This is a genomic window from Pseudomonas cichorii, assembly GCF_015471405.1.
Taxonomy (GTDB): domain Bacteria; phylum Pseudomonadota; class Gammaproteobacteria; order Pseudomonadales; family Pseudomonadaceae; genus Aquipseudomonas; species Aquipseudomonas serbiensis.
This window is the reverse complement of record NZ_BLVZ01000004.1, coordinates 168,244-194,553: the sequence shown is the minus strand read 5'-3', so window position 1 is coordinate 194,553 and position 26,310 is coordinate 168,244. Positions and strand designations below refer to the sequence as shown.

Below are 26,310 nucleotides of genomic sequence, written 5' to 3'. Positions count from 1 at the left end.
CAGCGCCTGATTTTCAACCTGAGAGGTCGCCATGAGCCTGCTGCTTGAACCCTACACCCTTCGCCAGCTCAACCTGCCCAACCGCATCGCTGTTTCGCCCATGTGCCAGTATTCCAGTGTCGATGGCCTGGCCAACGACTGGCACCTGGTCCATCTAGGCAGTCGCGCCGTTGGCGGTGCAGGGCTGGTGTTCAGCGAAGCCGTTGCCGTGACCGAAGATGGCCGTATCACAGCCCAGGATCTGGGCCTGTGGAGCGACGAGCAGATCGAGCCCCTGCAACGCATCACCCGTTTCATTACGTCCCAGGGTTCTGTTGCGGGTATTCAACTGGCCCATGCAGGACGCAAGGCCAGCACCTGGCGTCCCTGGCTGGGCAAGCATGGCAGCGTGCCCGAGAGCGAAGGTGGCTGGAAGCCCTGGGGGCCTTCGGCCATTGCTTTCGATCCACAACACACGGCCCCGGTGCAACTGAGCGAAAGCCAGATCCAGGGTTTGATCCAGTCCTTTGTCGACGCGGCCCGTCGTTCCTTGATCGCAGGTTTCAAGGTGGTCGAGATTCACGCAGCCCATGGCTATCTGCTGCATCAGTTCCTGTCGCCACTGAGCAATCAGCGCACGGACCAGTATGGCGGCTCGTTTGAGAACCGTATTCGCCTGACCCTGCAAGTGACCGAAGCTGTTCGGGATGTCTGGCCTGAAGAGTTGCCGCTGTTCGTTCGTGTCTCCGCCACTGACTGGGTAGAAGATGGCTGGAATCCCGATGAAACCGTCGAGCTGGCGCGTCGCTTGAAAGCCCTGGGTGTCGACCTGATCGATGTCTCTTCAGGAGGCACTTCCGCCAATGCGGAAATCCCGGTCGGCCCAGGCTACCAGACGCGCTTTGCCGAGCGGGTGCGCAAGGAGTCCGGGATTGCTACCGGCACGGTGGGGCTCATTACCGAACCTGCCCAGGCCGAACATATCCTGCGCACCGGTCAGGCTGACATCATCCTGCTTGCGCGTGAGTTGTTGCGCGACCCTTACTGGCCGTTGCATGCCGACGACGATCTGGGTGGACGCAAGGCTGTCTGGCCAGCGCAGTATCAGCGTGCGACCCATCGGGACCAGCCGATCCATGAGTCCGATCTGCGGGACTGACCGGCCCGCTTCAGCATGGCTCCTGTGCCGACCCGTCCAGCAGCTCCGTGATACGGCTGGTCAGGGTCGTGATAGCAAACGGTTTGGTCAGTACATGCATCCCCGGCTCCAGGTTGTCCTGAGCCAGGGCTGCGTTTTCCGCATAACCGGTCACGAACAACACCTTCAATCCCGGACGTACCGTTCTTGCGGCATCGGCTACCTGGCGGCCATTCATGCCGCCGGGCAGGCCGACATCGGTGATCAACAGATCAATGACTGCTTTCGATTGCAGAATCACCAGGGCTGCGGCGCCATGTTCTGCCTGCAAGACGATATAGCCTTGCTCTTCGAGCACTTCGGCCATCAGCGAGCGCACGGCAGGCTCGTCATCCACCACCAGTATGGTTTCACCGCCTGCGCTCTGGGTGAGCGGAACATCGAGGCTGATGTCATGTTCGGCAGGTTCGGTGTCGCCCACGAACTGTGGCAGGAGAATACAGATCCTCGATCCTTTGCCGGGCCGTGAGTCAATGCTGACCCCGCCGCCTGACTGGCGGGCAAAGCCATAGATCATCGACAGGCCAAGGCCGGTGCCCATGCCGATGGGTTTGGTGGTGAAGAACGGATCGAATGCCCGCCCGACCACTTCTTCGGACATGCCGGTGCCGGTATCGCTGACGCAGAGCGCCACGTAACGCCCCTCGGCCAGCTCATGCCTGGCTGCTGTCGCCGTGTCCAGAATGCGATTGCTGGTTTCGATCCTTATCGTGCCGCCGTCAGGCATGGCGTCCCGGGCATTGAGGCACAGGTTGAGCAGCGAGTTTTCCAGTTGATGCGGGTCGACCATCGTCGACCACAAGTCATCGGTGGGCTTTACCTGCATGTCGATGGCGGGGCCGACGGTGCGGCGTATCAACTCTTCCATGCCCTCGACCAACTCATCGATATGCGTGGCTTTGGGCGCCAGCGTCTGGCGCCGGGAGAAGGCCAGCAGGCGATGGGTGAGGGCGGCTGCACGTCTTGAGCCTTCAAGAGCGGAAGAGATATAGCGTCCCAGGTCTGTGCGACCTTGATTCACACGCGACTGGAGCAGTTCGATATTGCCGGTGATGCCCATCAGCAGATTATTGAAGTCATGGGCCAGCCCGCCCGTCAGTTGCCCGACCGCTTCCATCTTCTGCGACTGGCGCAAGGCTTCCTCTGCTTTGCGCAAGGCTTCGGAATGCAGCTTTTCAGGTGTGATGTGCTTGCCCAGCGCAAAGATCAGACCGTTACCCGGTGCTGCGGTCCAGCCGATCCAGCGATAGCTGCCATCCTTGTGCATGTAGCGGTTTTCAAACAGGGGCAACACGCTGCCAATGGCATGCTGCAAGGCGTCCTGTGTTCTGGAAACATCGTCAGGATGAACCAGATCCAGAATGGAGCTACCGACCAGCTCTCGCGTTTCTCGTCCCAGAATAGTGCCCCAGGCCGGATTTACCCGCAGGAAGTACCCCTTGAAGTCGACTACCGCCAGCAGGTCCGGGGAGATATCCCAGAAGGTATTCAGCTCGGCAGTCCGCTGTTCCAGCTTGGCGGTCTGCTGTTTTTCCAGTTCGATCAGGTCATTGATCAGTGCCTGTCGCTTCAGCTCACTGGATTCCAGTGCCTGTTTATCCAGGACATAGCGGGTGGTTTCCTTTGTGATGCAGAACATGCCGGCGGTCACGCCATGTTCATCAATCACCGGGGAGAACGAGAACGACCACCAGGTCTGCTCGGTCTCGCCATAGCGAGCCATGGTCAGTGGCATGTCCTTGTACAGGCAGGTCTTGCCAGCCAGGGCATTTTCAACCATGGGCGCCACCTGGTCCCAGACATCAGCCCACAATTCAGGGGCCTTGGCACCGATTGCATTGTCTTTGCGCGGGCCGAGAATGGGCGTGTAAGTGTCGTTATGGAAGAAGATCAACTGCGGCCCCCAGAGCAGATACATCGACTCCGGTGAGTTCAGGATCAGGTTCAACGTATTTTTCAGTGAAGCAGGCCACTGTTCTATCGGGCCCAGAGATGTCTGGCTCCAGTCCTTGTTTCTTATAGTCCGGGCCGTTTCGCTGATGCCCGCAGGAAAACCAATGCTTGACGTCACTTCAGGCAAGCTCCGGTAGGGCAATGTGGATGGAATGGGGATTTCATAGACTTTTTTCGGAGTCAATTATCAATGTACCCACATGGGCGCATAATTTCTTCTTGAGTGAGTTGACCTTTGAAATGCATCAGGGTTGCACCTGCTGCGGTTTAACTTTTTGCGGCGTGAATTGACCTCGCCGATAACGTCATCTGCAACATTCAGATGCACACCTGAAATCACCCGTTTGAGACTTCGCTTTAACCTGCGTGTCAATGAATCATCTGACACGCCTTGTGGAGGTTTCTTATGAATACGCGCGGTTTACTCGACCAGTTGCTCAAGTCTGGTCAAAACATGTTGCAAGATAAGGTAAGCGGCAAGTCTGGCAAGCGCTCTTCCAGTAGCGACGCGCTGGTAAATGGCCTGGGCAGCCTGCTTTCTGGCTCAAAATCCGGTGGCAAGAGCGGTGGCCTGGGCAGTCTTTTGTCCGGTGCGGGCGGTGGTGCTTTGGCGGCGGGTGCCATGAGCCTGCTCAAGGGCAAACGCTCATCCGGGATGGGAGGCAAGGTGTTGACCTATGGCGGCCTCGCGGCATTGGGCGTTCTTGCCTACAAGGCCTACAGCAACTGGCAGGCCAGCCAGGGCGTTACCGCTCAGCGTGAGCCACAGACCATCGACCGCTTGCCGGAGTCGCAGGCCGAGGAGCACAGCCAGGCGATCCTGCGGGCTCTGGTTGCCGCAGCCAAGGCCGACGGGCATGTCGACGAGCGTGAGCGCGAATTGATCGAGGGCGAGTTCAGCAAGTTGAGCAACGACCACGAGCTGCAACACTGGCTGCACGCCGAACTGAACAAGCCGCTGGACCCTTCTGAAGTGGCGCGAGCGGCAAAAACACCGGAAATGGCGGCAGAAATGTACATCGCCAGCGTGATTCTGGTGGATCAGGAACACTTCATGGAAAGGGCTTACCTTGACGAACTGGCTCGCCAATTGAAACTGGCGCCGGGCCTCAAGAGCGAGCTGGAAGAGCAGGTGCGCCAGGCTCAGTAAACGGTTTGAGGAGCGAGGGCTACGTGTCTGTCGATAGCCCTCCGGATCACAACGTACCCTGCATCCATGCGCGCGCCCGTCAGCCCGGATTCCTGCGCCACCCCGCCTGCCAGGGTCACTTTCAATTTCCTTTCCCTGCAACACGCTAATACATAAAAGCCTGGGCTATACTCAGGCCGCTTGGACCGTCTGTAGGTCCGCTTCTTGAACACGGCCAGACGCCGTTGTTGAACTCTTGAGGGCTGACTGTGAAGAACTGGACTCTGCGCCAAAGGATTTTGGCGAGTTTTGCCGTCATCATTGCGATCATGCTGTTGATGGTGGTTGTGTCTTATTCGCGCTTGCTGTCGATTGAGTCCAGCGAGGAACAGGTTCGCCTTGATGCACTTCCCGGCGTCTATTACAGCACTCTGGTCCGCAGTTCCTGGGGCGAAAGCTACATTCGTACTCTGGAGCTCATCGGTGAAGGCCGGGCGCGACCGCTGACCAAGCAGGAGCAGGACCAGTTCGAGGGGTTTGACGATAATCTTCAGACCCAGATCAACGGTTACAAGAACTCCATTTTCGACGATGCCGAAAGAGCAAACTTCACGCTCTTCGAGAAACGGCGCGAGATCTACGCCCGTTTGCTCAAGGAAGTGCATACCGCTTATGGGTCTGGCGACTATGCCAAGGCCCGCTCCGAATTCTATGAACAGGTGAATCCGGTCTGGAGCGATGGACGCAAACAGCTCAACGACATCATCGTCGCCAACAAGCAACTGGCTGACCGGGCGACCGAGAACATCGTTTCCGCAGTATTGAGCGCCAAGATCAGCATGGTCTTTTCCCTGCTGATTGCACTCATGGCGGCGGCCTCCTGCGGTTTGCTGCTGATGCGCTCGATCATGTCGCCTATGCAGCTTATCGTGAAAATCCTCGACGTCATGCGCACCGGCGATTTGAGTTCGCGCCTGAACCTTGCCCGCAAGGATGAGTTCAACGCCGTGGAAACCGGCTTCAACGACATGATGACCGAGCTGACTGCACTGGTTGCCCAGGCGCAGCGCTCTTCGGTCCAGGTCACCACTTCCGTGACCGAAATCGCCGCCACCTCGCGCCAGCAACAGGCTACAGCCACTGAAACCGCTGCCACGACCACCGAAATCGGTGCCACCTCGCGAGAAATTGCCGCCACGTCCCGCGACCTGGTGCGCACCATGACTGAAGTGACCTCGGCCGCCGATCAGGCTTCGGTTCTGGCGGGGTCCGGCCAGCAAGGGCTGGCACGGATGGAAGACACCATGCATCAGGTGATGGGCGCGGCCAATCTGGTGAACTCCAAGCTGGCGATCCTCAACGAGAAAGCGGGCAACATCAACCAGGTGGTGGTGACCATCGTCAAGGTTGCGGACCAGACCAACCTGTTGTCGCTCAATGCTGCCATCGAGGCCGAGAAAGCCGGTGAATACGGTCGCGGTTTCGCGGTGGTTGCCACCGAGGTGCGTCGTCTGGCCGACCAGACCGCCGTCGCCACCTACGACATCGAACAGATGGTTCGCGAAATCCAGTCGGCGGTATCCGCTGGCGTGATGGGCATGGACAAGTTCTCCGAAGAAGTGCGCCGTGGCATGTTCGAGGTAACGCAGGTCGGCGAGCAGCTTTCGCAGATCATTCATCAGGTTCAGGCCCTTGCACCGCGAGTGCTGATGGTCAACGAGGGGATGCAGGCCCAGGCCACGGGTGCCGAGCAGATCAATCAGGCGTTGGTGCAGTTGGCCGATGCCAGCAGTCAGACTGTCGAGTCATTGCGTCAAGCCAGTTTCGCCATCGACGAGTTGAGTCAGGTAGCGGTAGGGCTGCGCAGTGGCGTCTCGCGTTTCAAAGTCTGAGTCCGGGCCATGATGGATCACTCACCCAAACGCCAAGGCCCCGCGCCTGTCGTGAACAAGCTGTTTCTGTTGTTCCGTATCGGCGAGGAGCGTTACGCGCTGGAGGCGGTCGAGATCGCCGAAGTGCTGCCGCGTGTGAAACTCAAGGCTATCGCTCACGTGCCGCATTGGGTGGCGGGGATCTTCTCCCATCGTGGCGAAATCGTGCCGGTCATCGATATCAGTGCGCTGAGTTCGGGGCAGGCAGCTCCGTCGCGCACCAGCACCCGCATGGTGCTGGTGCATTATCGTCATGACGCCGCACATCCGGCTCAGTTGCTGGGCCTTATCCTGGAGCAGGCGACCGAAACCTTGCGTTGCCCGCCTTCGCAGTTCAAGGAGTACGGTCTGGAAAATCGTCTGGCACCTTATCTGGGGCCGGTTCGAGAGGACGAGCAAGGGCTGCTGCAATGGATTCACGTTCAGGAACTGTTGACCGAACCTGTGCGCGAATTGTTGTATCCCATTCCTCCGCTTGATCTGGAGCTTCTTGAGGATGCGCCATGAGCGATGACTCGCGCTTTTTCAGTTTCCTCAAGGATCGTATCGGTCTGGACGTCACGTCGGTAGGCGAGGCCATCATTGTGCGTGCGTTGCGCCAACGCTCTCAGAACACCCGTTCCGTGGACGATGAAGCCTATTGGCAATTGCTGCTGAGTTCGCCCGAAGAGCAGCAGGCGCTGATTGAAGCGGTGATCGTTCCGGAAACCTGGTTCTTCCGTTATCCCGAATCCTTCCTGACACTGAGCAAGCTGGCACTGGAGCGTCTGATAACGCTTAACGACGCCAGACCGTTACGCATTCTCAGCCTGCCATGCTCGACAGGCGAAGAGCCTTACTCCATTGCGATGGCTCTGTTCGATGCCAATATCGGCGCGCAGCATTTCAAGATCGATGCCGTCGACATCAGTCCCTTGTCGATTCAAAAGGCCTGTCGCGGTATCTATGGCAAGAACTCGTTCCGGGGCAACGATATCGGCTTCCGCGACCGGTTTTTCAGGCCGGTGGAGGATGGCTACCAGATTGAGGACCGGGTGCGTGCGCGGGTGAATTTCCAGCCCGGCAATCTGCTTGACCCTGCTCTGGCGACGCAGGAACCCTACGACTTCGTGTTCTGCCGCAATCTGGTGATCTATTTCGATCAGCCTACGCAGCGCCATGTATTCAAGGTGCTCAAGCGCCTGACCCGAGAAGACGGCTTGCTGTTTATCGGCCCTGCCGAGGGCAATCTGTTGAGCCGGGTTGGCATGCGCTCTGCCGGTATCGCGCAATCATTCGCTTTCAGGCATGCGCCCGGACACGACGCGAGTGCGTCTGCAGTTGTCGAGCCTGTACCGATTGCCCGCAGCATGGCGCCACCGGTTCGCGAGCCGGCCCGGCCTGCTCCACGGCCTTTCGCTCCTGCGGCACCTTCATCTGCATCAGGCAATGCGCCTGCTCCTTCCCGGCCTGCGCCTGCCGTGGCCGGCAAGGATGATGTCGCGGCCCAGTTGGCGACTATTGCCAGCCTTGCCAACGAGGGCAAAAGCGTTGAGGCGCGGGCTGCGTGCGAGCGTTATCTGCAACAGCACGAGCCTGTGGCTCAGGTGTTCTACTGGCTGGGGCTGCTCAGCGAAGTGGAGGGGAGCGTGTCGCAGGCTCAGGGTTTCTATCGCAAGGCGCTGTACTTGCAGCCGCAGCACCCTGAATCCCTGGCGCAACTGGCCGCTTTGCTGGCGTCCCAGGGAGACAGTGCCGGTGCCCGTCGTTTGCAGGACCGTGCTACGCGCGGCGCCAATAAACAAGGAAGCAATCGATGACGGGGCTGTCCACTCTTTCGAGTCTGACTCACGACGACGCCCAGGCCATCGATGATTGCTGGAACCGCATCGGCATTCACGGTGATCGTTCCTGCCCCGTATTGCAGGAGCATATTCATTGCCGTAACTGTGCGGTGTACTCTGCTGCGGCTACCCGCTTGCTGGATCGTTACTCCCTGCTTCAGGAGCATCGCGATCAGTTTCAAAGCATAGAACTGCAACGTGATGTCCAGACCCGCTCGATTCTGGTTTTTCGCTTGGGCGATGAGTGGCTTGGGCTGGCAACTCGCAGCCTGGCGGAGGTCGCGCCCGATCAGGTCATTCATTCGCTGCCCCATCAGCGTTCTCGTGCCTTGCTCGGGGTCGCCAATGTACGCGGTGCCCTGGTGGCATGTATTTCTCTGGTCGAGCTGCTGGGGCTCGATAGCAGTTCTGTGGTCGCTACATCCGGGCGGATTGTTCCGCGCATGTTGATCATCGCCGCGCAAGGCGGGCCGGTGGTTGTTCCCGTTGATGAGGTCGATGGCATCCATGCCATGGAAGAGCGTCATCTGAACGCCGCGTCGGCTTCCGGTACGCACGCCAATGCACGATTTACCCGCGGTGTCCTGCAATGGAAGGGCCGCAGCTTGCGTTTGCTCGATGAAGAAGAGTTGTTGGCGGCCATCAACCGGAGCCTTACATGACCCCAGATCAAATGCGGGACGCTTCGTTGTTCGAGCTGTTTACCCTGGAAGCCGAAGCGCAGACCCAGGTGTTGAGTGCTGGCCTGCTGGAGCTGGAGCGTAATCCGACCCAGGCCGATCAACTGGAAGCCTGCATGCGGGCCGCTCATTCGCTCAAGGGTGCGGCGCGGATTGTCGGGGTCAATTATGGCGTCAGCGTTGCGCATGTCATGGAGGACTGTCTGGTCAGCGCCCAGGAGGGCCGACTGCTGCTCCAGCCCGACCATATCGACGCCTTGCTGTCGGGCACCGATCTGTTGATGCGCATTGCCACACCGACTGACAGCAGCATCGGGCAGAGCGATATCGACAGCTATGTCGAGCGAGTGAATTCATTGCTGGCTTCGGGAGTCGGAGCGGCGCGATCGGTCAGTGTTCCATTGCCTGATTCATTGTCAGAGCCTTTACCCGACCTGCTGACGGCCAGCGATATACCGCTGGTCGAGCCGCTGCTGGTGCCAGCGCCGGGTAGCAATCAGGCATCCCTCGATGCTCTGGCTGCCGCTTTGCGTCTTGAACAGCCGCCGCCCCCCGAGCCTGTTGCTGCCGAGCCGGAACCTGCGCCTGCCGCGACACGTGAGCGGCGGGTGTCCGATGGCGGCGAGCGAGTCTTGCGGGTTACTGCCGAGCGGCTCAATGGCCTTCTCGATCTGTCCAGCAAGGCGCTGGTCGAAACTCAACGCTTGAAGCCCCTGCAGGCCGGAATGCAGCGTCTTAAACGTCTGCAGGTCAGCAGCGACAGGGCGCTGGAGGTCTTGGGAGCGTGTTTTGGTGATACAGGTCTGGAGCCGGATGCACAGAGGGCTTTGGAGGAGGCTCGCGACTTTCTGTCTCAGGCTCAGCAAATGCTGATGCAGCAGGCTGCTGAGCTGGATGAGTTCGGCTGGCAGTCTGGGCAACGAGCCCAGTTGCTGTACGACACTGCACTGGCCTGCCGTATGCGCCCGTTCGCCGATGTGCTTAACGGTCAGGCGCGCATGGTGCGTGATCTGGGGCGCGAACTCGGCAAGCAGGTGCGCCTGAAGATCGAGGGCGAAAAGACCCAGGTCGACCGCGATGTCCTGGAAAAACTGGAAGCCCCCCTGACGCACCTGCTACGTAATGCGGTGGACCATGGCATCGAATCGCCCGAGCGTCGCAAGGAGCTGGGCAAGGACCCTGAAGGGCAGATTCAGTTGCGGGCCTCCCATGAGGCGGGTCTGCTGGTCGTGCAGCTCAGCGATGACGGCAATGGTGTCGATCTTGAACGTTTGCGCCGTAATATCATCGAGCGCAAGCTGTCGCCTGCCGAAACCGCTGCGCAGTTGAGTGAAGAAGAGCTGTTGAGCTTTCTGTTCCTGCCGGGTTTCAGCATGCGCGACAAGGTCACGCAGATATCCGGCCGGGGTGTAGGCCTGGACGCCGTGCAGCATATGGTTCGCCAGATGCATGGCAGTGTCGAATTGCAGCAATGGTCCGGTGAAGGCAGTCGTTTCCGCATCGAAATGCCGCTGACGCTGTCGGTCGTGCGCAGCCTGGTGGTGGAGGTGGGCGGCGAAGCCTACGCCTTCCCGCTGGCGCATATCGAGCGCATGCGCGATTTGCAGCCCGAAGATATCGTGCAACTGGAAGGGCGCCAGCATTTCTGGCATGAAGACCGCCATGTCGGTCTGGTTTCTGCCAGTCAGTTGTTGAATCGTCCGCAACCCCAGAGAAGCGACGAGGCGCTCAAGGTCGTTGTCATCCGTGAGCGTGATGCCGTCTACGGCGTGGCTGTCGAGCGGTTCATCGGTGAGCGCACGCTGGTTGTCATTCCGCTTGATGCCCGTCTGGGCAAGGTTCAGGATGTTTCTGCAGGCGCTCTGCTCGATGACGGTTCGGTAGTGTTGATCATCGATGTCGAAGACCTGCTGCGCTCGGTGGAAAAGCTCCTCAATACAGGGCGTCTGGAGCGTATTGACCGGCGTAATCGTCAAGCCGACCATGTGGCGCGCAAGCGTGTCCTGGTGGTTGATGACTCGTTGACTGTTCGTGAGCTGGAGCGCAAATTGCTGGTCGGCCGCGGTTATGAAGTGGCCGTTGCCGTTGATGGCATGGATGGTTGGAATGCCTTGCGTGCCGAGGACTTTGACCTGCTGATCACCGATATCGATATGCCGCGTATGGACGGCATCGAGTTGGTGACTCTGGTGCGTCGTGACACTCGTTTGCAATCTCTGCCAGTGATGGTGGTTTCCTACAAGGATCGTGAAGAAGATCGGCGCCGTGGCCTGGATGCGGGCGCTGACTATTATCTGGCCAAGGCCAGTTTCCACGACGATGCCTTGCTTGATGCCGTCGCTGAATTGATAGGGGACGCGCAAGAATGAAGATTGCCATCGTCAATGATATGCCCATGGCTGTAGAGGCCTTGCGCCGGGCGTTGGCGTTCGAGCCTGAGCATCAGATCGTCTGGGTAGCCGGTAATGGCGCCGAAGCGGTCAAACGTTGCTCCGAGCTGACGCCGGATCTGATCCTGATGGACTTGATAATGCCGGTCATGGACGGCGTCGAAGCCACGCGGCAGATCATGGCTGCGACACCATGCGCTATCGTTCTTGTGACCGTTGACCGTCAGCAGAACGTCCATCGTGTATTCGAGGCCATGGGCCATGGCGCTCTGGACGTAGTGGATACGCCTGCTATCGGCGCTGGAAACCCTCGGGAAGCTGCGGCGCCACTGCTGCGCAAGATATTGAATATCGGCTGGCTGATCGGGCAACGCACCAGTCGTGAACGTACTGCGCCTCCTTCGCTGCGCAAGATTGCCTTGCGTGAAGGATTGGTCGCTATCGGCTCGTCTGCCGGAGGCCCGGCGGCGCTTGAGGTTTTATTGAAAGGGCTGCCGGCGAGTTTTCCGGCGGCTATCGTTCTGGTGCAGCATGTGGACCAGGTATTTGCCGCGGGTATGGCTGACTGGCTGTGTACGGCCTCGGGGTTGCCGGTGCGTCTGGCACGCGAGGGTGAGCCGCCACAACGCGGCGAGGTGCTGCTGGCCGGTACCAACCACCATATCCGCTTGTTGAAGGACGGGACGCTGGCTTATACGGCCGAACCTGTAAACGAAATCTACAGGCCTTCTATCGATGTTTTCTTCGAGAGTGTGGCCCGCTATTGGAATGGTGATGCTGTGGGTGTTTTATTGACCGGCATGGGGCGAGACGGAGCTCAAGGTCTTAAAATGATGCGTGAGCAGGGGTTTCTGACCATCGCTCAGGATCAGGCCAGTTCTGCGGTCTACGGCATGCCCAAGGCGGCCGCTGCCATTGACGCTGCTGCTGAAATCCTGCCGTTGCAGACTATCGCGCCTCGCCTGACCGAGGTATTCGCCCAATGACTTTCCAGGTGAATTCACCCGCAGCAGGTGACCAGGAGACGCATCATGCATGAAGTGCAGCCCGAAGAATTGAAGACCCCAGACGAAAATTCGGCGATGGTGCTGCTGGTAGACGATCAGGCAATGATCGGTGAAGCGGTGCGTCGTGGCCTGGCCAATGAAGAGTCGATCGACTTTCACTTTTGCGCTGACCCTCATCAGGCCATTGCCCAGGCAGTGCAGATCAAGCCGACGGTTATTCTGCAGGATCTGGTCATGCCCGGTCTGGATGGTCTTACGCTGGTGCGCGAATACCGCAACAACCCCATGACGCGGGACATTCCGATCATCGTGCTTTCCACCAAGGAAGACCCATTGATCAAGAGCGCGGCATTCGCGGCAGGGGCCAACGACTATCTGGTAAAGCTGCCCGACACCATCGAACTGGTGGCGCGCATCCGTTACCACTCGCGCTCCTACATGACCTTGCTACAACGCGATGAAGCCTATCGCGCCTTGCGTGTCAGCCAGCAGCAGTTGCTCGATACCAATCTGGTGCTGCAACGCCTGATGAACTCCGATGGCCTGACCGGCCTGTCGAATCGTCGTCACTTCGACGAATACCTGGAGCTTGAATGGCGCCGGGCGACCCGTGAGCAAAGCCAGTTGTCGCTGATGATGATCGATGTGGACTACTTCAAGGCCTACAACGATAACTTCGGTCACCTTGAGGGGGACGAAGCATTGCGTCAGGTTGCCAAGGCGATTCGTGCCAGTTGCAGCCGTCCGTCCGATTTACCGGCCCGCTATGGCGGTGAAGAGTTCGCCATGGTTCTGCCCAATACCACGCCCGGCGGCGTTCGGTTGCTGGCCGAGAAACTGCGTCAGAGCGTGGCGAGCATGAACATCCCGCACATTGCTCCGGCACCGGGTTCTACGTTGACCGTCAGTATTGGCGTGGCAACGGTGATACCGCAGAACGGCCTCAACAGCCGACAGCTGATTCTCGATGCCGACAAAGGCCTGTACCTGGCCAAGCACAGTGGCCGTAACCAGGTGGCGGTGGGCGGTTAAGGTTTCGTCTGCAGCCCGATGCCATAACGCATATTCAACGGGCTGCTTTCAGTGCCATCCCTGGGGTATACTCGTCGGCTTTGAAAATTTCGCCTGCGAGTGCTGCCCACCATGGAAATCAACCCGATCCTAAACAGCATCAAGGACCTGTCCGAGCGCTCCGAAACCATTCGGGGGTATCTTTGACTACGATCACAAGCATGATCGTCTGACCGAAGTAAACCGCGAGCTCGAAGATCCAAGTGTCTGGAACAACCCCGAGTACGCACAGAACCTGGGTCGCGAGCGCGCTTCACTGGCGCAGATCGTCGAAACCCTGGATGACATGACCTCAGGTCTGGCCGACGCCAGGGACCTGCTGCTGATGTCTGCCGAAGAGGAAGACCAGGCTGCCGTCGACGATGTGGCTGCTGAAGTCGAGCGCCTGCGCGAACTGCTGGAGAAGCTGGAATTCCGTCGCATGTTCAGTGGCGACATGGACCCGAACAACGCTTACCTGGATATCCAGGCCGGTTCCGGTGGCACCGAGGCTCAGGACTGGGCCAACATCCTGCTGCGCATGTACCTGCGCTGGGCTGACAAGCGCGGTTTCGACGCGACCATCATGGAGCTGTCCGCCGGTGAAGTCGCCGGTATCAAGGGCGCGACCGTACACATCAAGGGTGAATATGCCTTTGGCTGGCTGCGTACCGAAATCGGCGTGCATCGTCTGGTGCGCAAGAGCCCGTTCGACTCCGGCAACCGTCGCCACACCTCGTTCTCGGCCGTGTTCGTCTCGCCGGAAATCGATGACAACATCGAAATCGACATTAACCCGGCAGACCTGCGGATCGACACCTACCGCTCCTCGGGTGCCGGTGGTCAGCACGTAAACACCACCGACTCGGCGGTACGTATCACTCACGTTCCGACCAACACCGTGGTCAGTTGCCAGAACGAACGTTCCCAGCATGCGAACAAGGACACCGCCATGAAAATGCTGCGGGCCCGTTTGTATGAGCAGGAAGTGCAGAAGCGCAACGCTGCGTCCCAGGCGCTTGAAGACACCAAGTCCGACATCGGCTGGGGTCATCAGATTCGCTCCTACGTTCTGGATGCCTCGCGCATCAAGGACCTGCGGACCAACATCGAGCGTAGCGACTGTGACAAGGTGCTCGACGGTGACCTCGACGAGTACCTGATCGCAAGCCTCAAGCAAGGCCTGTAATAACGCGCAGCCACCTCGATCCGTGAGAGTGGCTTGCCCGCGATCCCCTGCCGAGGGCGGGGGACAACGAACCTGTGATGGAATATCTAAAGACATGAGCGACCAACAACTCGACCCGCAAGCCCTGCAACAGGAAGAAAACACCCTGATCGCCCTGCGCAAGGAAAAACTTGCTGCCGAGCGCGCCAAGGGTCAGGCCTTCCCCAACGACTTCCGCCGCGACAGCTACTGCAACGATCTGCAGAAACAGTATGCTGACAAGACCAAGGAAGAGCTGGCCGATGCAGCGATTCCGGTCAAGGTTGCCGGTCGCATCATGCTTAACCGTGGCTCGTTCATGGTGATCCAGGACATGACCGGTCGCATCCAGGTCTACGTCAACCGCAAGACCCTGCCGGAAGAAACACTGGCTGCGGTCAAGACCTGGGACCTGGGCGATATCATCGCTACAGAAGGTACCCTGGCCCGTTCCGGCAAGGGCGACCTGTATGTCGAAATGACCAGCGTGCGCCTGCTGACCAAATCCCTGCGCCCGCTGCCGGACAAGCATCACGGCCTGACCGACACCGAGCAGCGCTACCGTCAGCGTTATGTCGACCTGATCGTCAACGAGGAAGTGCGCGATACCTTCCGTGTCCGCTCGCAAGTCATTGCCCATATCCGCAGCTTCCTGATGAAGCGCGACTTCCTGGAAGTCGAAACGCCGATGCTGCAGACCATTCCTGGTGGCGCGGCCGCCAAGCCGTTCGAGACGCATCACAATGCCCTCGATATGGAAATGTTCCTGCGTATCGCACCGGAGCTGTACCTCAAGCGCCTTGTGGTCGGCGGCTTCGAGAAAGTGTTCGAGATCAACCGCAACTTCCGTAACGAAGGCGTTTCGACTCGTCACAACCCTGAATTCACCATGTTGGAGTTCTACCAGGCTTACGCCGACTACGAAGACAACATGGACCTGACTGAAGAGCTGTTCCGCGAACTGGCGCAACTGGTTCTGGGCACCACCGATGTGCCATACGGCGACAAGGTGTTCCACTTCGGCGAGCCGTTCGTGCGTCTGTCGGTGTTCGACTCGATCCTCAAGTACAACCCCGAGCTGACCGCTGACGACCTGAACGACATCGACAAGGCCCGTGCCATCGCCAAGAAAGCCGGTGCCAAGGTGCTGGGCTTCGAGGGGCTGGGCAAGCTGCAGGTCATGATTTTCGAGGAACTGGTCGAGCACAAGCTTGAGCAGCCGCACTTCATCACCCAGTACCCGTTCGAAGTCTCGCCGCTGGCGCGCCGCAACGACGACAACCCGAGCGTCACTGACCGCTTCGAGCTGTTCATCGGTGGACGTGAAATTGCCAACGCCTACTCCGAGTTGAACGACGCGGAAGACCAGGCCGAGCGTTTCCAGGCCCAGGTGGCGGACAAGGATGCCGGTGACGACGAAGCCATGCATTACGACGCTGACTTTGTACGTGCGCTGGAGTACGGCATGCCACCGACGGCTGGTGAAGGTATCGGTATCGACCGTCTGGTGATGCTGCTCACCAACTCCCCGTCGATCCGCGACGTGATCCTGTTCCCGCACATGCGGCCACAAGCGTAATCAGCTACAAGACAAGCCGCCCGAACAGGGCGGCTTTTTTATATCCATGTTTCGCGAATGAGTCCCTGCAGGAGTAATGTCGATCAGTTAAGGCACACACAAACTTGTAGGAGGCAGCTTGCTGGCGAAAAAGGCCTGAAAACCGGCAGATATTCTGTGCCTGTACGCTGAAGTCGCCAGCAAGCTGCCTCCCGCAAAGTGATTGACGACCTTAACTGATCAGCATTGCCCCGCAGGAGCAAATTCATTCGCGAAGGGACCGACCACAAAGGAACCCCCGTCGTGACAATCGCTCAAGAAGGAGCCGCAGGTGTTGCAACCGCCGTGGCCAGGAGTGTCAGGTATCAGGGCCGCAAGGCCAGTCGGGAGGGAAGTGAACAGCGTCGGCAGAAGATTCTCGATGCCACCATGCGTATCGTGGTTCGTGATGGTGTGCGGGCTGTGCGTCACCGGGCCGTGGCGAGCGAGGCAGGTGTGCCGCTGTCGGCCACGACCTATTACTTCAAGGACATCGATGATCTGCTGACCGATGCCTTCGCCCAGTATGTCGAACGCAGCGCTGCCTATCAGGCCAAGCTCTGGCAGAACACCGAAGTCGTCCTGCGTGAAATGATGACTCGCGGCACCGCCAACCCGGACGATCGCTTACGTCTGGCCGATGATATTGCGCGCATGGCCATGGAATATATCCGGCATCAACTGCTGACTCGCCGTGATTACCTGATTGCCGAGCATGCCTTTCATCATGAGGCGCTGATCAATCCCGGGCTGGCGCCTCTTGTCGTTGCCCACCAGAAGATATTGCTGCAAGGCACCTGTCAGTTTTTGCAGGTTATCGGCTCGTCGCAGCCCGATCAGGACGCTCAAGTGTTGACGGGGATTATCCGGCGGATGGAATATCAGGGCCTGCTTCATGGCCCGCACTATCATGCGGACGAAGAAATACTCGGTATTCTCACTCGCCAGATGCGTCTGGTCCTGGGGATCGATTTATCGGTCCGCAAATGAGATAGCCCTTTTCAGGAGAGCACCATGAAAGCCTGGCGCGCATTGATTGCGCTGTCGTTCCTGTTCTTGAGCGGTTGTCTGGTGACCTTCGAGGACTCCATTCCCGCAGGCGACGCTGCTCCAGCCCACTTGTTGGGGCCATGGACCAGCAAGAATGCCTGGGGAGAGCCGCTTGAACTCGAACTTTCCCGTATCAGCGGCAACCTCTACAAGGCAGTCAGCTATCGTAAGGGAGATCGCAAGCATCGCGATGAGTACCGCTTTACGGTGACCGAGCATGGCAGCCGCTGGTATCTGTCGGCGCAACTGCCGGAAAAATATGGCTCTCACCATGTAATGGCTGGCTTTGAGGTGACCGATGCCCATGAACTGGTTGTCTACAACCTGGATCTGGATCGATTCAGGCAATGGGTGGATCAGAAGAACCTCAATGGCCAGTCAGTGGAGAGTGAGATCGGGCAAGGCCTGCTGATCACCAGTCCTCTGGACCAGGTGTTCGGCTACCTCGACGATCCTGCCAACTCCGATGTTTTCCTGGAGGTCGCACGCTATCAGCGTGTACCCAAGTAGTAGGGCAGCAGCCCGCCAGCCAAGGAGTACCGGGTGGACGAGTACCAGCAAACCATTCGTGGGTTATCGGATCGAATCGTCGTTGCCCAGACGCCGATTCGTGTACTGGATGCGGTGAAGTGGGACGAAAAAGTACGCAAGGATTTTCTGGCCGCCAAAGGCAAGGCACTGCCCGCCGTTGACCGTGCCTATTACGAGAATCGCCCGCTTGGGTTCGATTCCGGGGCATTGAAGCAGGAATTCCAGAACATCGAGCGCGATATCACTCGACAGTTGGGCCAGTTCAACCCGGTCGGGCAGATCATGCGCCGCATGTGCAAGGAATACCGCATGGTGATCCGCATGCTCGAAGCGCGTGGCACGCCGGATTTCGGTCTGATCTCCCAGGAACTCTACGGCGCGGCGTCCGATGCATTTCATGCCGGTGATCCGACCCTGGCCGACCTGGGGCTGATGCTTTCGGATTATCTGAACAACATCGCCGGGCGTGGCGACCTGAAGGACGAACCCAAGATCCTGACAGCCAAGGATGCTGTTTCCCTGCTGCAAACCCGCTTGAACAGGGTGTTTGGCGAGGCCGAGGAAACCATTCGGGTGTTCGAGTCAGACGGTATCGTTGCCGATGCGGCGGCGGGTGCCGATTACATCAAGATCCGCTCTGACGCGATGTTCAACGAGCGCGATGTGCGAGCGCTTGAAGTCCATGAAGGGCTGGTGCATGTCGGCACCACGCTCAATGGCCAGAACCAGCCGATCTGCACCTTTCTGTCCAAGGGGCCGCCCTCATCGACCGTGACTCAGGAAGGGCTTGCCATCCTGATGGAAGTCATCGCGTTCGCGTCCTATCCCAGCCGTCTGCGCAAGCTGACCAACCGTACTCGTGCGATTCATATGGCGGAGGAGGGGGCTGACTTCCTGCAGGTTTTCGAGTTCTATCGCGAGCAGGGTTTTGGCATGCCGGAGAGCTATGGCAATGCCAGCCGGGTCTTCCGTGGATCAACGCCCAACGGGCTGCCATTCACTAAAGACTTGTCCTACCTCAAGGGTTTCATCATGGTTTACAACTATATTCAGTTGGCCGTGCGCAAGGGCAAGCTTGAACAGGTCCCGCTGTTGTTCTGTGGCAAGACCACCCTTGAAGACATGCGTACCTTGCGTCAACTGGTGGATGAAGGGCTGGTGGTCGCGCCTAAATACCTGCCTGACCAGTTCCGCGACATGAACGCCCTGTCGGCCTGGATGTGCTTCTCCAACTTCCTCAACCACCTGAGCCTGGATCGTATCGAGGCCGATTATTCGAATATTCTGTAGCTCCCTTTCGCGAATGAATTCGCAGGCCGTGCAGGACTGAATTCATTCGCGAAAGCACCCAAACCAAAAGGACCTCCAACTTGAAGCTGATCAGCATCCTCGTGTTGATCTTCAGCCTCACAGGCTGCAGTTCGATGCTGTTCTACCCGGAACCCGGTTTGCCGTTCACACCTGAAAAGGCCCACCTTCAATACCGTGACGTAACGCTGACAGCGGCCGATGGCACTCGCCTGCATGCCTGGTGGCTGCCCGCCAAGGAAGGCGTCCCGGTCAAGGGCACGGTGCTGCATCTGCATGGCAATGGCGGCAACCTGGCCTGGCATCTGGGTGGAAGCTGGTGGTTACCCGAACAGGGTTATCAGGTCCTGATGCTGGACTATCGCGGTTACGGGCTGTCCGAAGGGGCGCCGAGCATACCGGCCATCTATCAGGACATTCAGGCTGCATTCGACTGGCTGGATGCCGAACCTCAGGTACAAGGCAAGCCACGGGTAGTGCTGGGTCAGAGCATTGGTGGCGCGTTGAGTGTGCATTATCTGTCGCAACATCCTGAACAGCGCAGCAAGCTGAAGGCGATGATTCTTGACGGTGTGCCCGCCAGCTATCGCGATGTCGCTCGCTACACCCTTGGCACATCCTGGCTGACCTGGCCGCTGAAGACGCCGCTGTCCTGGCTGATCCCCGATGCCGACAGCGCCATCAACGGCCTGCCGCAACTCAAGGGCACGCCGATGATGATCTTCCAGAGCATGGACGACACCCTGGTGCCACTTTCCAACGGCATCAGTCTCTATAAGGCCGCGCCTCTGCCGCGGGTGTTGCAAGTGACCCGTGGCGGTCACGTGCAGACCTTCTCTGACCCGCTCTGGCGTCAGGTGATGCTGCGCTATCTGGAAGACCCGGAGCATTTCAACGGCCTGCGTCGTCTGGCTGAAGTCCCCAACTACCCGCAACCGACTATTCAAACCGAACCGGCAGAGAGCCCCAATGAGTGAAGAGCGTAACCTTATCCCACTGATCCTCACCGGCATCGGCACCATCATCGGTACGGTCGGGTGCCTGTGGTTCTACGGCTATCTGCACTTTGCCAGGCCCGAAGATGCCTTGCTGCTCAGTGACTTCACCATGCTCAAGACCGTGCCGGGGGAGGACTACAAGATCGCCGCGACCCCCGCTGCGGAAGTGGCGCAATGCATTGATGGGGTGCTGGTGCTGTTCGACACGTCCCGGAAAGGGCTGTCGGGCGTGTTGGTCAACAACAAGAAACAGGCTGTGCGCTGTATGGGGCAGGAGATTAGATAGGCTTTCGCGACTGAAGTCGCTCCTACGCCGGTAGGAGCGAATTCATTCGCGAACGAGCGATTAACGCAGCGAAGAGCGCGGAGCCACTGGCTGGTTGTCGTTGGAAATCGTCACTTCCACACGACGGTTCATGGCGCGGCCCGAGTTGCTGGTGTTGTCAGCCACCGGGTATTCCTTGCCATAGCCCTGAGCGACGATGCGCGATGGGTCTACACCTACACGAACCAGCGCGGCACGTACCGAGTTGGCACGACGCTCGGACAGCGACTGGTTGTACTCGGCGGAGCCGGTACTGTCGGTATAGCCTTCGACGATCACTTTACGATCCGGGTTTTCCTGCAGGAACTGCGCGAGCTTGGAGATGTTGCCCTGTGCGCCCGGCTTGAGTTCGGCACGGTTCAGGTCGAACAGCACGTCACCGAAGGTCACCAGGGTGCCACGTTCGGTCTGCTTGGCGTTCAGGCTGTTCTTGAGCTGGGCGATCTGTGCATCGCGAGCGTCCAGACGAGCCTTGGCGCGCTCGGCAGAGGCGTTTTGCAGGGCCGCTTCGGAAGTACGCAGGTTGATGGTCTCTTTGGCCAGTTCAACGCGCTGATTGGTCAGGTAAGCCAACTGGTCGACTTTCTTTTCGTCTTCCTTGTCGCGGAATGCTTTGTCAGCCTTGTCCAGCCAGTCGCTGGCGTCCTTGGTTTCAAGGGCGGCGACCTTGGTCGCTTGCGGGTTGCTTTGCAGGGCCGAGAAGTTGGTCCGCGCCTGTTCCAGATTAGGGTTCGGTTTAGTGGCACAGGCCGCCAAGGCTACGCTCATGGCCAGCAGGGCAGGGATCATCAATTGTTTGCGCATAATAGGATCGTCCTTTAATCAATTACCAATGCATGAAAAACGTAGAGTGCGATCTGGGCTTATTGCACCTGACGCAGGCCTTCTTCACGTAGTTCGTTGACGCCCTGACGAGCATCCTGCACGGCTTTCTCGGCCTTGGCGGCCTGCGATTTACGTTCGGCTACACGGGCATCCCATTCGGCTTGCTCGGCCAGACGGCGCGCTTCGTCGTATTTATGTTCCTGCATGGCCAGGTCGGCTTGCTTGAGTTTGTCCTGGGCCGACTTCGTTTCCACCGCGGCGTACTCGGTCCCGCCAGCGCTGACTGCACTGTTGACGGCCGACTGAGTCACTGCGTACTGCTCGGTTGGAGGGTTACCCGCGCAACCGGCCAGAATGAAGGTGCTACCCAGGGCCAGCGCAGCCAGTTTCAGCCCGCGCAGGCTTTTGAACTTGGATTTGGCAGTAAGGGTGTTCATGGTGATCAACTCCATTGTCAGACTCCGAACGTGGTTATCCATGACAGTCATTTTTCCTGGCCGGAAGGCTTCAGGGAGTGGTCCCGCTGCCTTGTGGCTTTCCTGTAATGGTCAATGGCTCCGACCTGTACGTTTTTTGAATAGTTCAGTTGAATTTTTTCAACACGGTCAGGATTCGCCGGTTACTTGCGCTCTATCACCCTTTTGGCGAGGCAGGTAAATACAGGCCCACACATTGAAACGGGCGGGCTGTAATGGCCCTTTGAGCCGATTAACCTCTGTCCGCAAAAGGGCACGTCAGCGGTTGAAGGGATACAAGAATTTGTCGCGGCACAGGTTTTTGGTGCACTGTTGGGCACAGTTCATTGAAAACTACCCATACAAGCCACCCATACAAGCTATCTATACAAGAACAGGGGGAGAGAACGATGGCCGATATCGATGCGCGTTTGCGAGAAGACGTCCACTTGCTGGGCGAGCTTTTGGGGAACACGATTCGCGACCAGCGCGGGGCCGCTTTTCTCGACAAGATCGAGCGTATTCGCAAGAGTGCCAAGGCCGGCAGGCGCGGCTCTGCGGCGGGTGCCGAGCAGTTGAGTTCCAGTGTCGACAGCCTGGACGATGACGAACTGTTGCCTGTGGCGCGAGCCTTCAACCAGTTTCTGAATCTGGCCAATATCGCCGAGCAGTACCAACTGATGCGCCGTCGCGATAATTCCCAGCCCCAGCCTTTCGAGGCGCGGGTGTTGCCGGAACTGCTCGATCGCCTCAAGGCAGAAGGCCATTCTCCCGATGCTCTGGCACGCCAGTTAGGCAAGCTGGAGATCGAGTTAGTGCTCACTGCGCACCCCACCGAGGTGGCACGTCGTACCCTGATCCAGAAATACGACGCCATTGCCGCGCAACTGGCGGCTCTGGACCATCGCGACCTCAACAGCATCGAACGCGAACAGATCACTTCCCGACTGCAACGCCTGATCGCTGAAGCCTGGCACACCGAAGAAATCCGCCGTATCCGGCCCACGCCTGTCGATGAAGCCAAATGGGGTTTTGCGGTCATCGAGCACTCGCTCTGGCATGCGATTCCAAGCTATCTGCGCAAGGCCGATCAGGCGCTGCAAGCCGCCACCGGGCTGCATTTACCGCTGGAGGCCGCGCCGATCCGCTTTGCTTCATGGATGGGCGGTGACCGCGATGGCAACCCCAATGTCACGGCCAGCGTCACCCGCGAGGTCCTGCTGCTGGCGCGCTGGATGGCCGCCGATCTTTTCCTGCGGGATGTAGACCAACTGGCTGCCGACCTTTCCATGCAACAGGCCAGCGATGCCTTGCGCGCCAGCGTCGGTGAGAGTGCCGAACCTTATCGTGCCGAACTCAAGCGTTTGCGTGAACGTCTCAGGGCCACCCGAAACTGGGCCAATGCTTCGCTGACGGCGCCACAGCCTGCGCCGGATGCCGTACTGCACGATAACCGTGAACTGCTTGAACCTCTCATGCTGTGCTTCCAGTCGCTGCATGACTGTGGAATGGGAGTGATCGCCGATGGGCCGCTGCTCGATTGCCTGCGTCGTGCGGTGACGTTCGGTCTGTTTCTGGTGCGTCTGGACGTGCGCCAGGATTCCAGCCGTCACAGCGCGGCGATGACCGAAATCACCGACTATCTGGGCCTGGGTCGTTACGAAGACTGGGATGAGCCGACGCGCATCGACTTCCTGTTGCGTGAATTGAGCAACCGCCGTCCCTTGCTTCCCGGCCATTTCAAACCGGCTGCCGACACCGCCGAAGTTCTGGCAACGTGCCGGGTAGTGGCTGCTGCACCTGCGGCTTCGCTGGGTTCTTACGTGATCTCCATGGCCGGTGCAGCATCGGATGTACTCGCGGTGCAATTGCTGCTCAAGGAGGCAGGCCTGCAACGGCCGATGCGCGTGGTGCCGTTGTTCGAGACCCTGGCTGACCTGGATAACGCCGGGCCGGTGATCGAACGCCTTCTAAGCCTGCCGGGTTATCGTTCGCGCTTGCACGGCCCGCAGGAAGTGATGATCGGCTATTCGGACTCCGCCAAGGATGCGGGCACCACTGCTGCTGCATGGGCGCAGTATCGGGCGCAGGAAAAACTGGTCGGGATCTGCCGCGAACAGCAAGTCGAACTGCTGTTGTTCCATGGTCGTGGCGGCACGGTCGGGCGTGGTGGTGGTCCGGCTCATGCGGCGATTCTGTCGCAGCCGCCAGGTTCGGTTGCGGGGCGTTTCCGCACGACCGAGCAGGGCGAAATGATTCGTTTCAAATTTGGTCTGCCGGACATTGCCGAGCAGAACCTCAACCTGTATCTGGCAGCGGTTCTGGAAGCAACCCTGCTTCCTCCTCCTTTGCCAGAGCCGTCCTGGCGACAGATGATGGATCAGATGGCGGCCGACGGGGTAAATGCCTACCGTGCCGTAGTGCGGGAAAACCCCGAGTTCGTCGAGTATTTCAGTCAGGCCACGCCCGAGCAGGAGTTGGGCCGCTTGCCGCTGGGCAGCCGTCCGGCCAAGCGTCGTGCAGGAGGTGTCGAGAGCCTGCGGGCCATTCCATGGATCTTTGCCTGGACCCAGACGCGCCTGATGCTACCCGCCTGGCTCGGCTGGGAAGCCGCCCTGAGCAAGGCGCTGGAGCGTGGCGAAGGCGATGTGCTGGCGCAGATGCGCGAGCACTGGCCATTCTTCCGCACCCGCATCGATATGCTGGAAATGGTGTTGGCCAAGGCTGATGCAGACATCGCCCAGCTCTACGATGACCGCCTGGTGAGCCCTGAACTGCAACATTTGGGCTCGCATCTGCGCGGCCTATTGTCGCAGGCCTGCGCAGTTGTCCTGGGCCTGACCGGGCAGCAACAACTGTTGGCGCACAGTCCGGAGACGCTGGAATTCATCAGCCTGCGCAACACTTATCTGGACCCGCTGCATTTGCTCCAGGCCGAGCTTCTTGCCCGTTCCCGCCATCGTGAATCCAGCCTGGACAGTCCTCTGGAACTGGCTTTACTGGTCTCTGTTGCGGGCATTGCAGCCGGATTGCGCAATACGGGCTGACAGGTTGGGGAGCATGTCGCCAGCGCGCCGATGTCAGCGCAATGGCGACATGGGGGCAGGGCAGGTGTTTATCCCGTCAGGGGCATTGAAGGTCGTACCGTCATGTGCAGGGTGGCGCAACTGCCGCCATGCCGTGGGTTGCTGCGACTTTTGGCGTCTTGTGCGGCCTGTGTCTGCTGTGTATCTTGGTCAGCCTTTTGGCCTTTGGCCGACGTTTATTTTTCAGATTGGCCCAAGAGGCGAATCCGACGATTGACTATAAAAATTTGAGGAGCATGACGATGCGCGTGATTCTGCTGGGAGCTCCTGGAGCCGGTAAAGGTACTCAGGCAAAATTCATCACTGAAAAATTCGGCATCCCGCAGGTTTCGACTGGCGACATGCTGCGCGCAGCGGTCAAGGCCGGCACTGAGCTGGGCCTGAAGGCCAAAAGTGTCATGGACTCGGGTGGCCTGGTTTCCGATGACCTGATCATCGGTCTGATCAAGGATCGCCTGTCCCAGCCTGACTGCGCCAATGGCGTGCTGTTCGATGGTTTCCCGCGCACCATTCCTCAGGCTGAAGCCCTGCTGAATGCTGGCCTGGACATCGATCATGTGGTGGAAATCGCGGTCGATGACGAAGAAATCGTTCAGCGCATTTCGGGCCGTCGCGTTCACGAAGCTTCCGGGCGTGTCTACCACGTGCAGCACAACCCGCCGAAGCAGGAAGGCATCGACGATGTCACTGGCGAGCCTCTGGTACAGCGCAAGGACGACGTTGAAGAAACCGTGCGTCATCGCCTGTCGGTCTACCATTCCCAGACCAAGCCGCTGGTTGCGTTCTACAGCGAGCTGAGCAAGAAGAATGGCAAGCCAAAGTGCAGCCATATCGAAGGTGTCGGTTCCGTGGACGCGATCACCACCAAGGTGCTTGCTGCCCTGACCTGAGCCCGCAAGGCCTGAGTTCAACAATGGCCCGCTTGCGGGCCATTTGTCATTTATACTGCGTCACTTTTTCCAACGAAGACGGATACACCGATGACCACCTTGCTGGCCCTGGACACCGCCACTGAAGCCTGCTCGGTCGCTTTGCTGCATGACGGCAAGGTACTGAGCCACTATGAGGTGATCCCGCGTCTGCATGCCCAGCGCCTGCTGCCCATGATCAAGGATCTGCTGGCCGAGGCGGGCATTGCCATGTCGGCACTGGATGCCATCGCTTTCGGTCGTGGTCCGGGCGCTTTCACCGGCGTGCGTATTGCCATCGGTGTGGTTCAGGGGCTGGCCTTCGCGCTGGAGCGCCCGGTGTTGCCGGTCTCGAACCTGGCAGTGCTGGCGCAACGAGCCCATCGTGAGTACGGTGCCTTGCAGGTCGCTTCGGCTATCGATGCCCGGATGGATGAAGTCTATTGGGGTTGCTATCGCGAAACGGCCGGTGAGATGCGTCTGGTCGGCAACGAAGCGGTTCTGCCGCCCGAGCAGGTTGCATTGCCTGTCGATGCCGACGGTCAATGGTTCGGTGCCGGTACTGGCTGGGGTTATGCCGAGCGTATTCCGCTTTCGCTGGTCGGTCAGGACGCCAGCATGCTCCCACATGCCCAGGATCTGCTGACCCTGGCGACGTTTGCCTGGAACCGTGGCGAGTCGATTCCGGCAGACGATGCACAGCCAGTCTATCTGCGCGACAAGGTGGCGACGCCCAAGGGGCCAAAGTAGGAGCGACTTCAGTCGCGAAGAGGCCAAAGAAAATAGATCGCCTGGAATGGTTCGCGAATAAATTCGCTCCCACGAAAATGTCAATTAGCCATCTACCACTTGTCGACTAATCCGTTGGTTATGCCCGACG

At 59.0% G+C, this 26,310-nt stretch carries 22 protein-coding genes; 19 read left to right on the top strand and 3 right to left on the bottom strand.

The window, feature by feature from the left end; translation table 11 throughout:
- The first annotated feature begins 31 nt into the window (after window positions 1-31).
- The gene (locus JL015_RS06985) at window positions 32-1,138 is read left to right on the top strand and encodes an NADH:flavin oxidoreductase/NADH oxidase (protein ID WP_201017925.1); all 1,107 of its coding nucleotides are present in this window, start codon (window positions 32-34) and stop codon (window positions 1,136-1,138) included.
- A gap of 10 nt (window positions 1,139-1,148) precedes the next feature.
- On the opposite strand, the gene JL015_RS06980 is transcribed toward JL015_RS06985, so the two are convergent.
- Window positions 1,149-3,248, bottom strand: a complete 2,100-nt coding sequence (locus JL015_RS06980) for a hybrid sensor histidine kinase/response regulator (RefSeq protein WP_201017924.1) — start codon at window positions 3,246-3,248, stop codon at window positions 1,149-1,151.
- Between the two features lie 288 nt (window positions 3,249-3,536).
- Between JL015_RS06980 and JL015_RS06975 the strand changes: the two genes are divergently transcribed.
- From JL015_RS06975 to JL015_RS06905, 15 genes are all read left to right on the top strand, one after another.
- Entirely contained in the window at window positions 3,537-4,280 is a 744-nt protein-coding gene (locus JL015_RS06975; protein WP_201017923.1) for a tellurite resistance TerB family protein, read from the top strand.
- 248 nt (window positions 4,281-4,528) lie between these two features.
- Complete coding sequence (locus JL015_RS06970) at window positions 4,529-6,151, top strand: methyl-accepting chemotaxis protein (protein ID WP_201017922.1); 1,623 nt, start codon at window positions 4,529-4,531, stop codon at window positions 6,149-6,151.
- Between the two features lie 9 nt (window positions 6,152-6,160).
- A complete protein-coding gene (locus JL015_RS06965) occupies window positions 6,161-6,697 on the top strand; it encodes a chemotaxis protein CheW (protein WP_201017921.1) in 537 nt (178 codons plus the stop codon).
- The gene (locus tag JL015_RS06960) at window positions 6,694-7,989 is read left to right on the top strand and encodes a CheR family methyltransferase (protein WP_201017920.1); all 1,296 of its coding nucleotides are present in this window, start codon (window positions 6,694-6,696) and stop codon (window positions 7,987-7,989) included. The genes JL015_RS06965 and JL015_RS06960 overlap by 4 nt, the downstream gene beginning before the upstream one ends.
- Window positions 7,986-8,675 (top strand): chemotaxis protein CheW, encoded by a 690-nt coding sequence (locus JL015_RS06955; protein WP_201003658.1) that lies wholly within the window; start codon window positions 7,986-7,988, stop codon window positions 8,673-8,675. Before JL015_RS06960 ends, JL015_RS06955 begins: the two co-directional genes overlap by 4 nt.
- On the top strand, window positions 8,672-11,062 hold the full coding sequence (locus JL015_RS06950) for a hybrid sensor histidine kinase/response regulator (RefSeq protein ID WP_201017919.1): 2,391 nt from the start codon (window positions 8,672-8,674) through the stop codon (window positions 11,060-11,062). The genes JL015_RS06955 and JL015_RS06950 overlap by 4 nt, the downstream gene beginning before the upstream one ends.
- Window positions 11,059-12,069, top strand: coding sequence for a chemotaxis response regulator protein-glutamate methylesterase (locus tag JL015_RS06945; RefSeq protein WP_201003655.1), 1,011 nt, complete (start codon window positions 11,059-11,061; stop codon window positions 12,067-12,069). Before JL015_RS06950 ends, JL015_RS06945 begins: the two co-directional genes overlap by 4 nt.
- A gap of 45 nt (window positions 12,070-12,114) precedes the next feature.
- A complete protein-coding gene (locus JL015_RS06940) occupies window positions 12,115-13,122 on the top strand; it encodes a response regulator (RefSeq protein ID WP_201017918.1) in 1,008 nt (335 codons plus the stop codon).
- 111 nt (window positions 13,123-13,233) lie between these two features.
- Window positions 13,234-14,329, top strand: a protein-coding gene (gene prfB, locus JL015_RS06935; RefSeq protein ID WP_201017917.1) for a peptide chain release factor 2 whose coding sequence is annotated in 2 segments (ribosomal slippage) — window positions 13,234-13,305 and window positions 13,307-14,329 — 1,095 coding nt in all. Because the reading frame shifts where the segments join, the coding sequence is not laid out codon by codon here.
- A 94-nt stretch (window positions 14,330-14,423) separates the two neighbouring features.
- On the top strand, window positions 14,424-15,926 hold the full coding sequence (gene lysS, locus JL015_RS06930) for a lysine--tRNA ligase (protein ID WP_201003649.1): 1,503 nt from the start codon (window positions 14,424-14,426) through the stop codon (window positions 15,924-15,926).
- Window positions 15,927-16,208: 282 nt separating this feature from the next.
- Entirely contained in the window at window positions 16,209-16,934 is a 726-nt protein-coding gene (locus tag JL015_RS06925) for a TetR/AcrR family transcriptional regulator (RefSeq protein WP_201017916.1), read from the top strand.
- A 24-nt stretch (window positions 16,935-16,958) separates the two neighbouring features.
- Window positions 16,959-17,504 (top strand): hypothetical protein, encoded by a 546-nt coding sequence (locus tag JL015_RS06920; RefSeq protein ID WP_201003645.1) that lies wholly within the window; start codon window positions 16,959-16,961, stop codon window positions 17,502-17,504.
- A 33-nt stretch (window positions 17,505-17,537) separates the two neighbouring features.
- Window positions 17,538-18,815, top strand: coding sequence for a flavohemoglobin expression-modulating QEGLA motif protein (locus JL015_RS06915; protein ID WP_201003643.1), 1,278 nt, complete (start codon window positions 17,538-17,540; stop codon window positions 18,813-18,815).
- Window positions 18,816-18,895: 80 nt separating this feature from the next.
- Window positions 18,896-19,810, top strand: coding sequence for an alpha/beta hydrolase (locus JL015_RS06910; protein WP_201017915.1), 915 nt, complete (start codon window positions 18,896-18,898; stop codon window positions 19,808-19,810).
- Window positions 19,803-20,117, top strand: coding sequence for a hypothetical protein (locus JL015_RS06905; protein ID WP_201017914.1), 315 nt, complete (start codon window positions 19,803-19,805; stop codon window positions 20,115-20,117). The genes JL015_RS06910 and JL015_RS06905 overlap by 8 nt, the downstream gene beginning before the upstream one ends.
- Window positions 20,118-20,177: 60 nt before the next feature.
- Here the strand turns inward: JL015_RS06905 and JL015_RS06900 are convergent, their stop codons facing one another.
- Together JL015_RS06900 and JL015_RS06895 are read right to left on the bottom strand one after the other, a co-directional pair.
- Window positions 20,178-20,960, bottom strand: a complete 783-nt coding sequence (locus JL015_RS06900; RefSeq protein WP_201017913.1) for an OmpA family protein — start codon at window positions 20,958-20,960, stop codon at window positions 20,178-20,180.
- A 59-nt stretch (window positions 20,961-21,019) separates the two neighbouring features.
- Complete coding sequence (locus tag JL015_RS06895; RefSeq protein ID WP_201017912.1) at window positions 21,020-21,433, bottom strand: DUF4398 domain-containing protein; 414 nt, start codon at window positions 21,431-21,433, stop codon at window positions 21,020-21,022.
- A 413-nt stretch (window positions 21,434-21,846) separates the two neighbouring features.
- Here JL015_RS06895 and ppc point away from each other — a divergent pair, with 413 nt between their 5' ends.
- From ppc to tsaB, 3 genes are all read left to right on the top strand, one after another.
- A complete protein-coding gene (gene ppc, locus JL015_RS06890; protein ID WP_201017911.1) occupies window positions 21,847-24,483 on the top strand; it encodes a phosphoenolpyruvate carboxylase in 2,637 nt (878 codons plus the stop codon).
- A gap of 281 nt (window positions 24,484-24,764) precedes the next feature.
- Window positions 24,765-25,412: an adenylate kinase gene (gene adk / locus JL015_RS06885; RefSeq protein ID WP_201017910.1), complete on the top strand. Its 648-nt coding sequence runs from the start codon at window positions 24,765-24,767 to the stop codon at window positions 25,410-25,412.
- A 90-nt stretch (window positions 25,413-25,502) separates the two neighbouring features.
- Complete coding sequence (gene tsaB, locus JL015_RS06880) at window positions 25,503-26,180, top strand: tRNA (adenosine(37)-N6)-threonylcarbamoyltransferase complex dimerization subunit type 1 TsaB (protein WP_201017909.1); 678 nt, start codon at window positions 25,503-25,505, stop codon at window positions 26,178-26,180.
- The last annotated feature ends 130 nt before the right edge of the window (window positions 26,181-26,310 follow it).

What these genes read in the sequence shown, in the direction of transcription:
- ppc (WP_201017911.1), top strand. Translation starts at nt 21,847, where the DNA reads ATGGCCGATATCGATGCGCGTTTGCGAGAAGACGTCCACTTGCTGGGC.
- JL015_RS06950 (WP_201017919.1), top strand. Translation starts at nt 8,672, where the DNA reads ATGACCCCAGATCAAATGCGGGACGCTTCGTTGTTCGAGCTGTTTACC.
- JL015_RS06960 (WP_201017920.1), top strand. Translation starts at nt 6,694, where the DNA reads ATGAGCGATGACTCGCGCTTTTTCAGTTTCCTCAAGGATCGTATCGGT.
- JL015_RS06965 (WP_201017921.1), top strand. Translation starts at nt 6,161, where the DNA reads ATGATGGATCACTCACCCAAACGCCAAGGCCCCGCGCCTGTCGTGAAC.
- adk (WP_201017910.1), top strand. Translation starts at nt 24,765, where the DNA reads ATGCGCGTGATTCTGCTGGGAGCTCCTGGAGCCGGTAAAGGTACTCAG.
- tsaB (WP_201017909.1), top strand. Translation starts at nt 25,503, where the DNA reads ATGACCACCTTGCTGGCCCTGGACACCGCCACTGAAGCCTGCTCGGTC.
- JL015_RS06955 (WP_201003658.1), top strand. Translation starts at nt 7,986, where the DNA reads ATGACGGGGCTGTCCACTCTTTCGAGTCTGACTCACGACGACGCCCAG.
- JL015_RS06985 (WP_201017925.1), top strand. Translation starts at nt 32, where the DNA reads ATGAGCCTGCTGCTTGAACCCTACACCCTTCGCCAGCTCAACCTGCCC.
- JL015_RS06975 (WP_201017923.1), top strand. Translation starts at nt 3,537, where the DNA reads ATGAATACGCGCGGTTTACTCGACCAGTTGCTCAAGTCTGGTCAAAAC.
- JL015_RS06895 (WP_201017912.1), bottom strand. Translation starts at nt 21,433, where the DNA reads ATGGAGTTGATCACCATGAACACCCTTACTGCCAAATCCAAGTTCAAA.
- JL015_RS06945 (WP_201003655.1), top strand. Translation starts at nt 11,059, where the DNA reads ATGAAGATTGCCATCGTCAATGATATGCCCATGGCTGTAGAGGCCTTG.
- lysS (WP_201003649.1), top strand. Translation starts at nt 14,424, where the DNA reads ATGAGCGACCAACAACTCGACCCGCAAGCCCTGCAACAGGAAGAAAAC.
- JL015_RS06920 (WP_201003645.1), top strand. Translation starts at nt 16,959, where the DNA reads ATGAAAGCCTGGCGCGCATTGATTGCGCTGTCGTTCCTGTTCTTGAGC.
- JL015_RS06940 (WP_201017918.1), top strand. Translation starts at nt 12,115, where the DNA reads ATGCATGAAGTGCAGCCCGAAGAATTGAAGACCCCAGACGAAAATTCG.
- JL015_RS06900 (WP_201017913.1), bottom strand. Translation starts at nt 20,960, where the DNA reads ATGCGCAAACAATTGATGATCCCTGCCCTGCTGGCCATGAGCGTAGCC.
- JL015_RS06905 (WP_201017914.1), top strand. Translation starts at nt 19,803, where the DNA reads ATGAGTGAAGAGCGTAACCTTATCCCACTGATCCTCACCGGCATCGGC.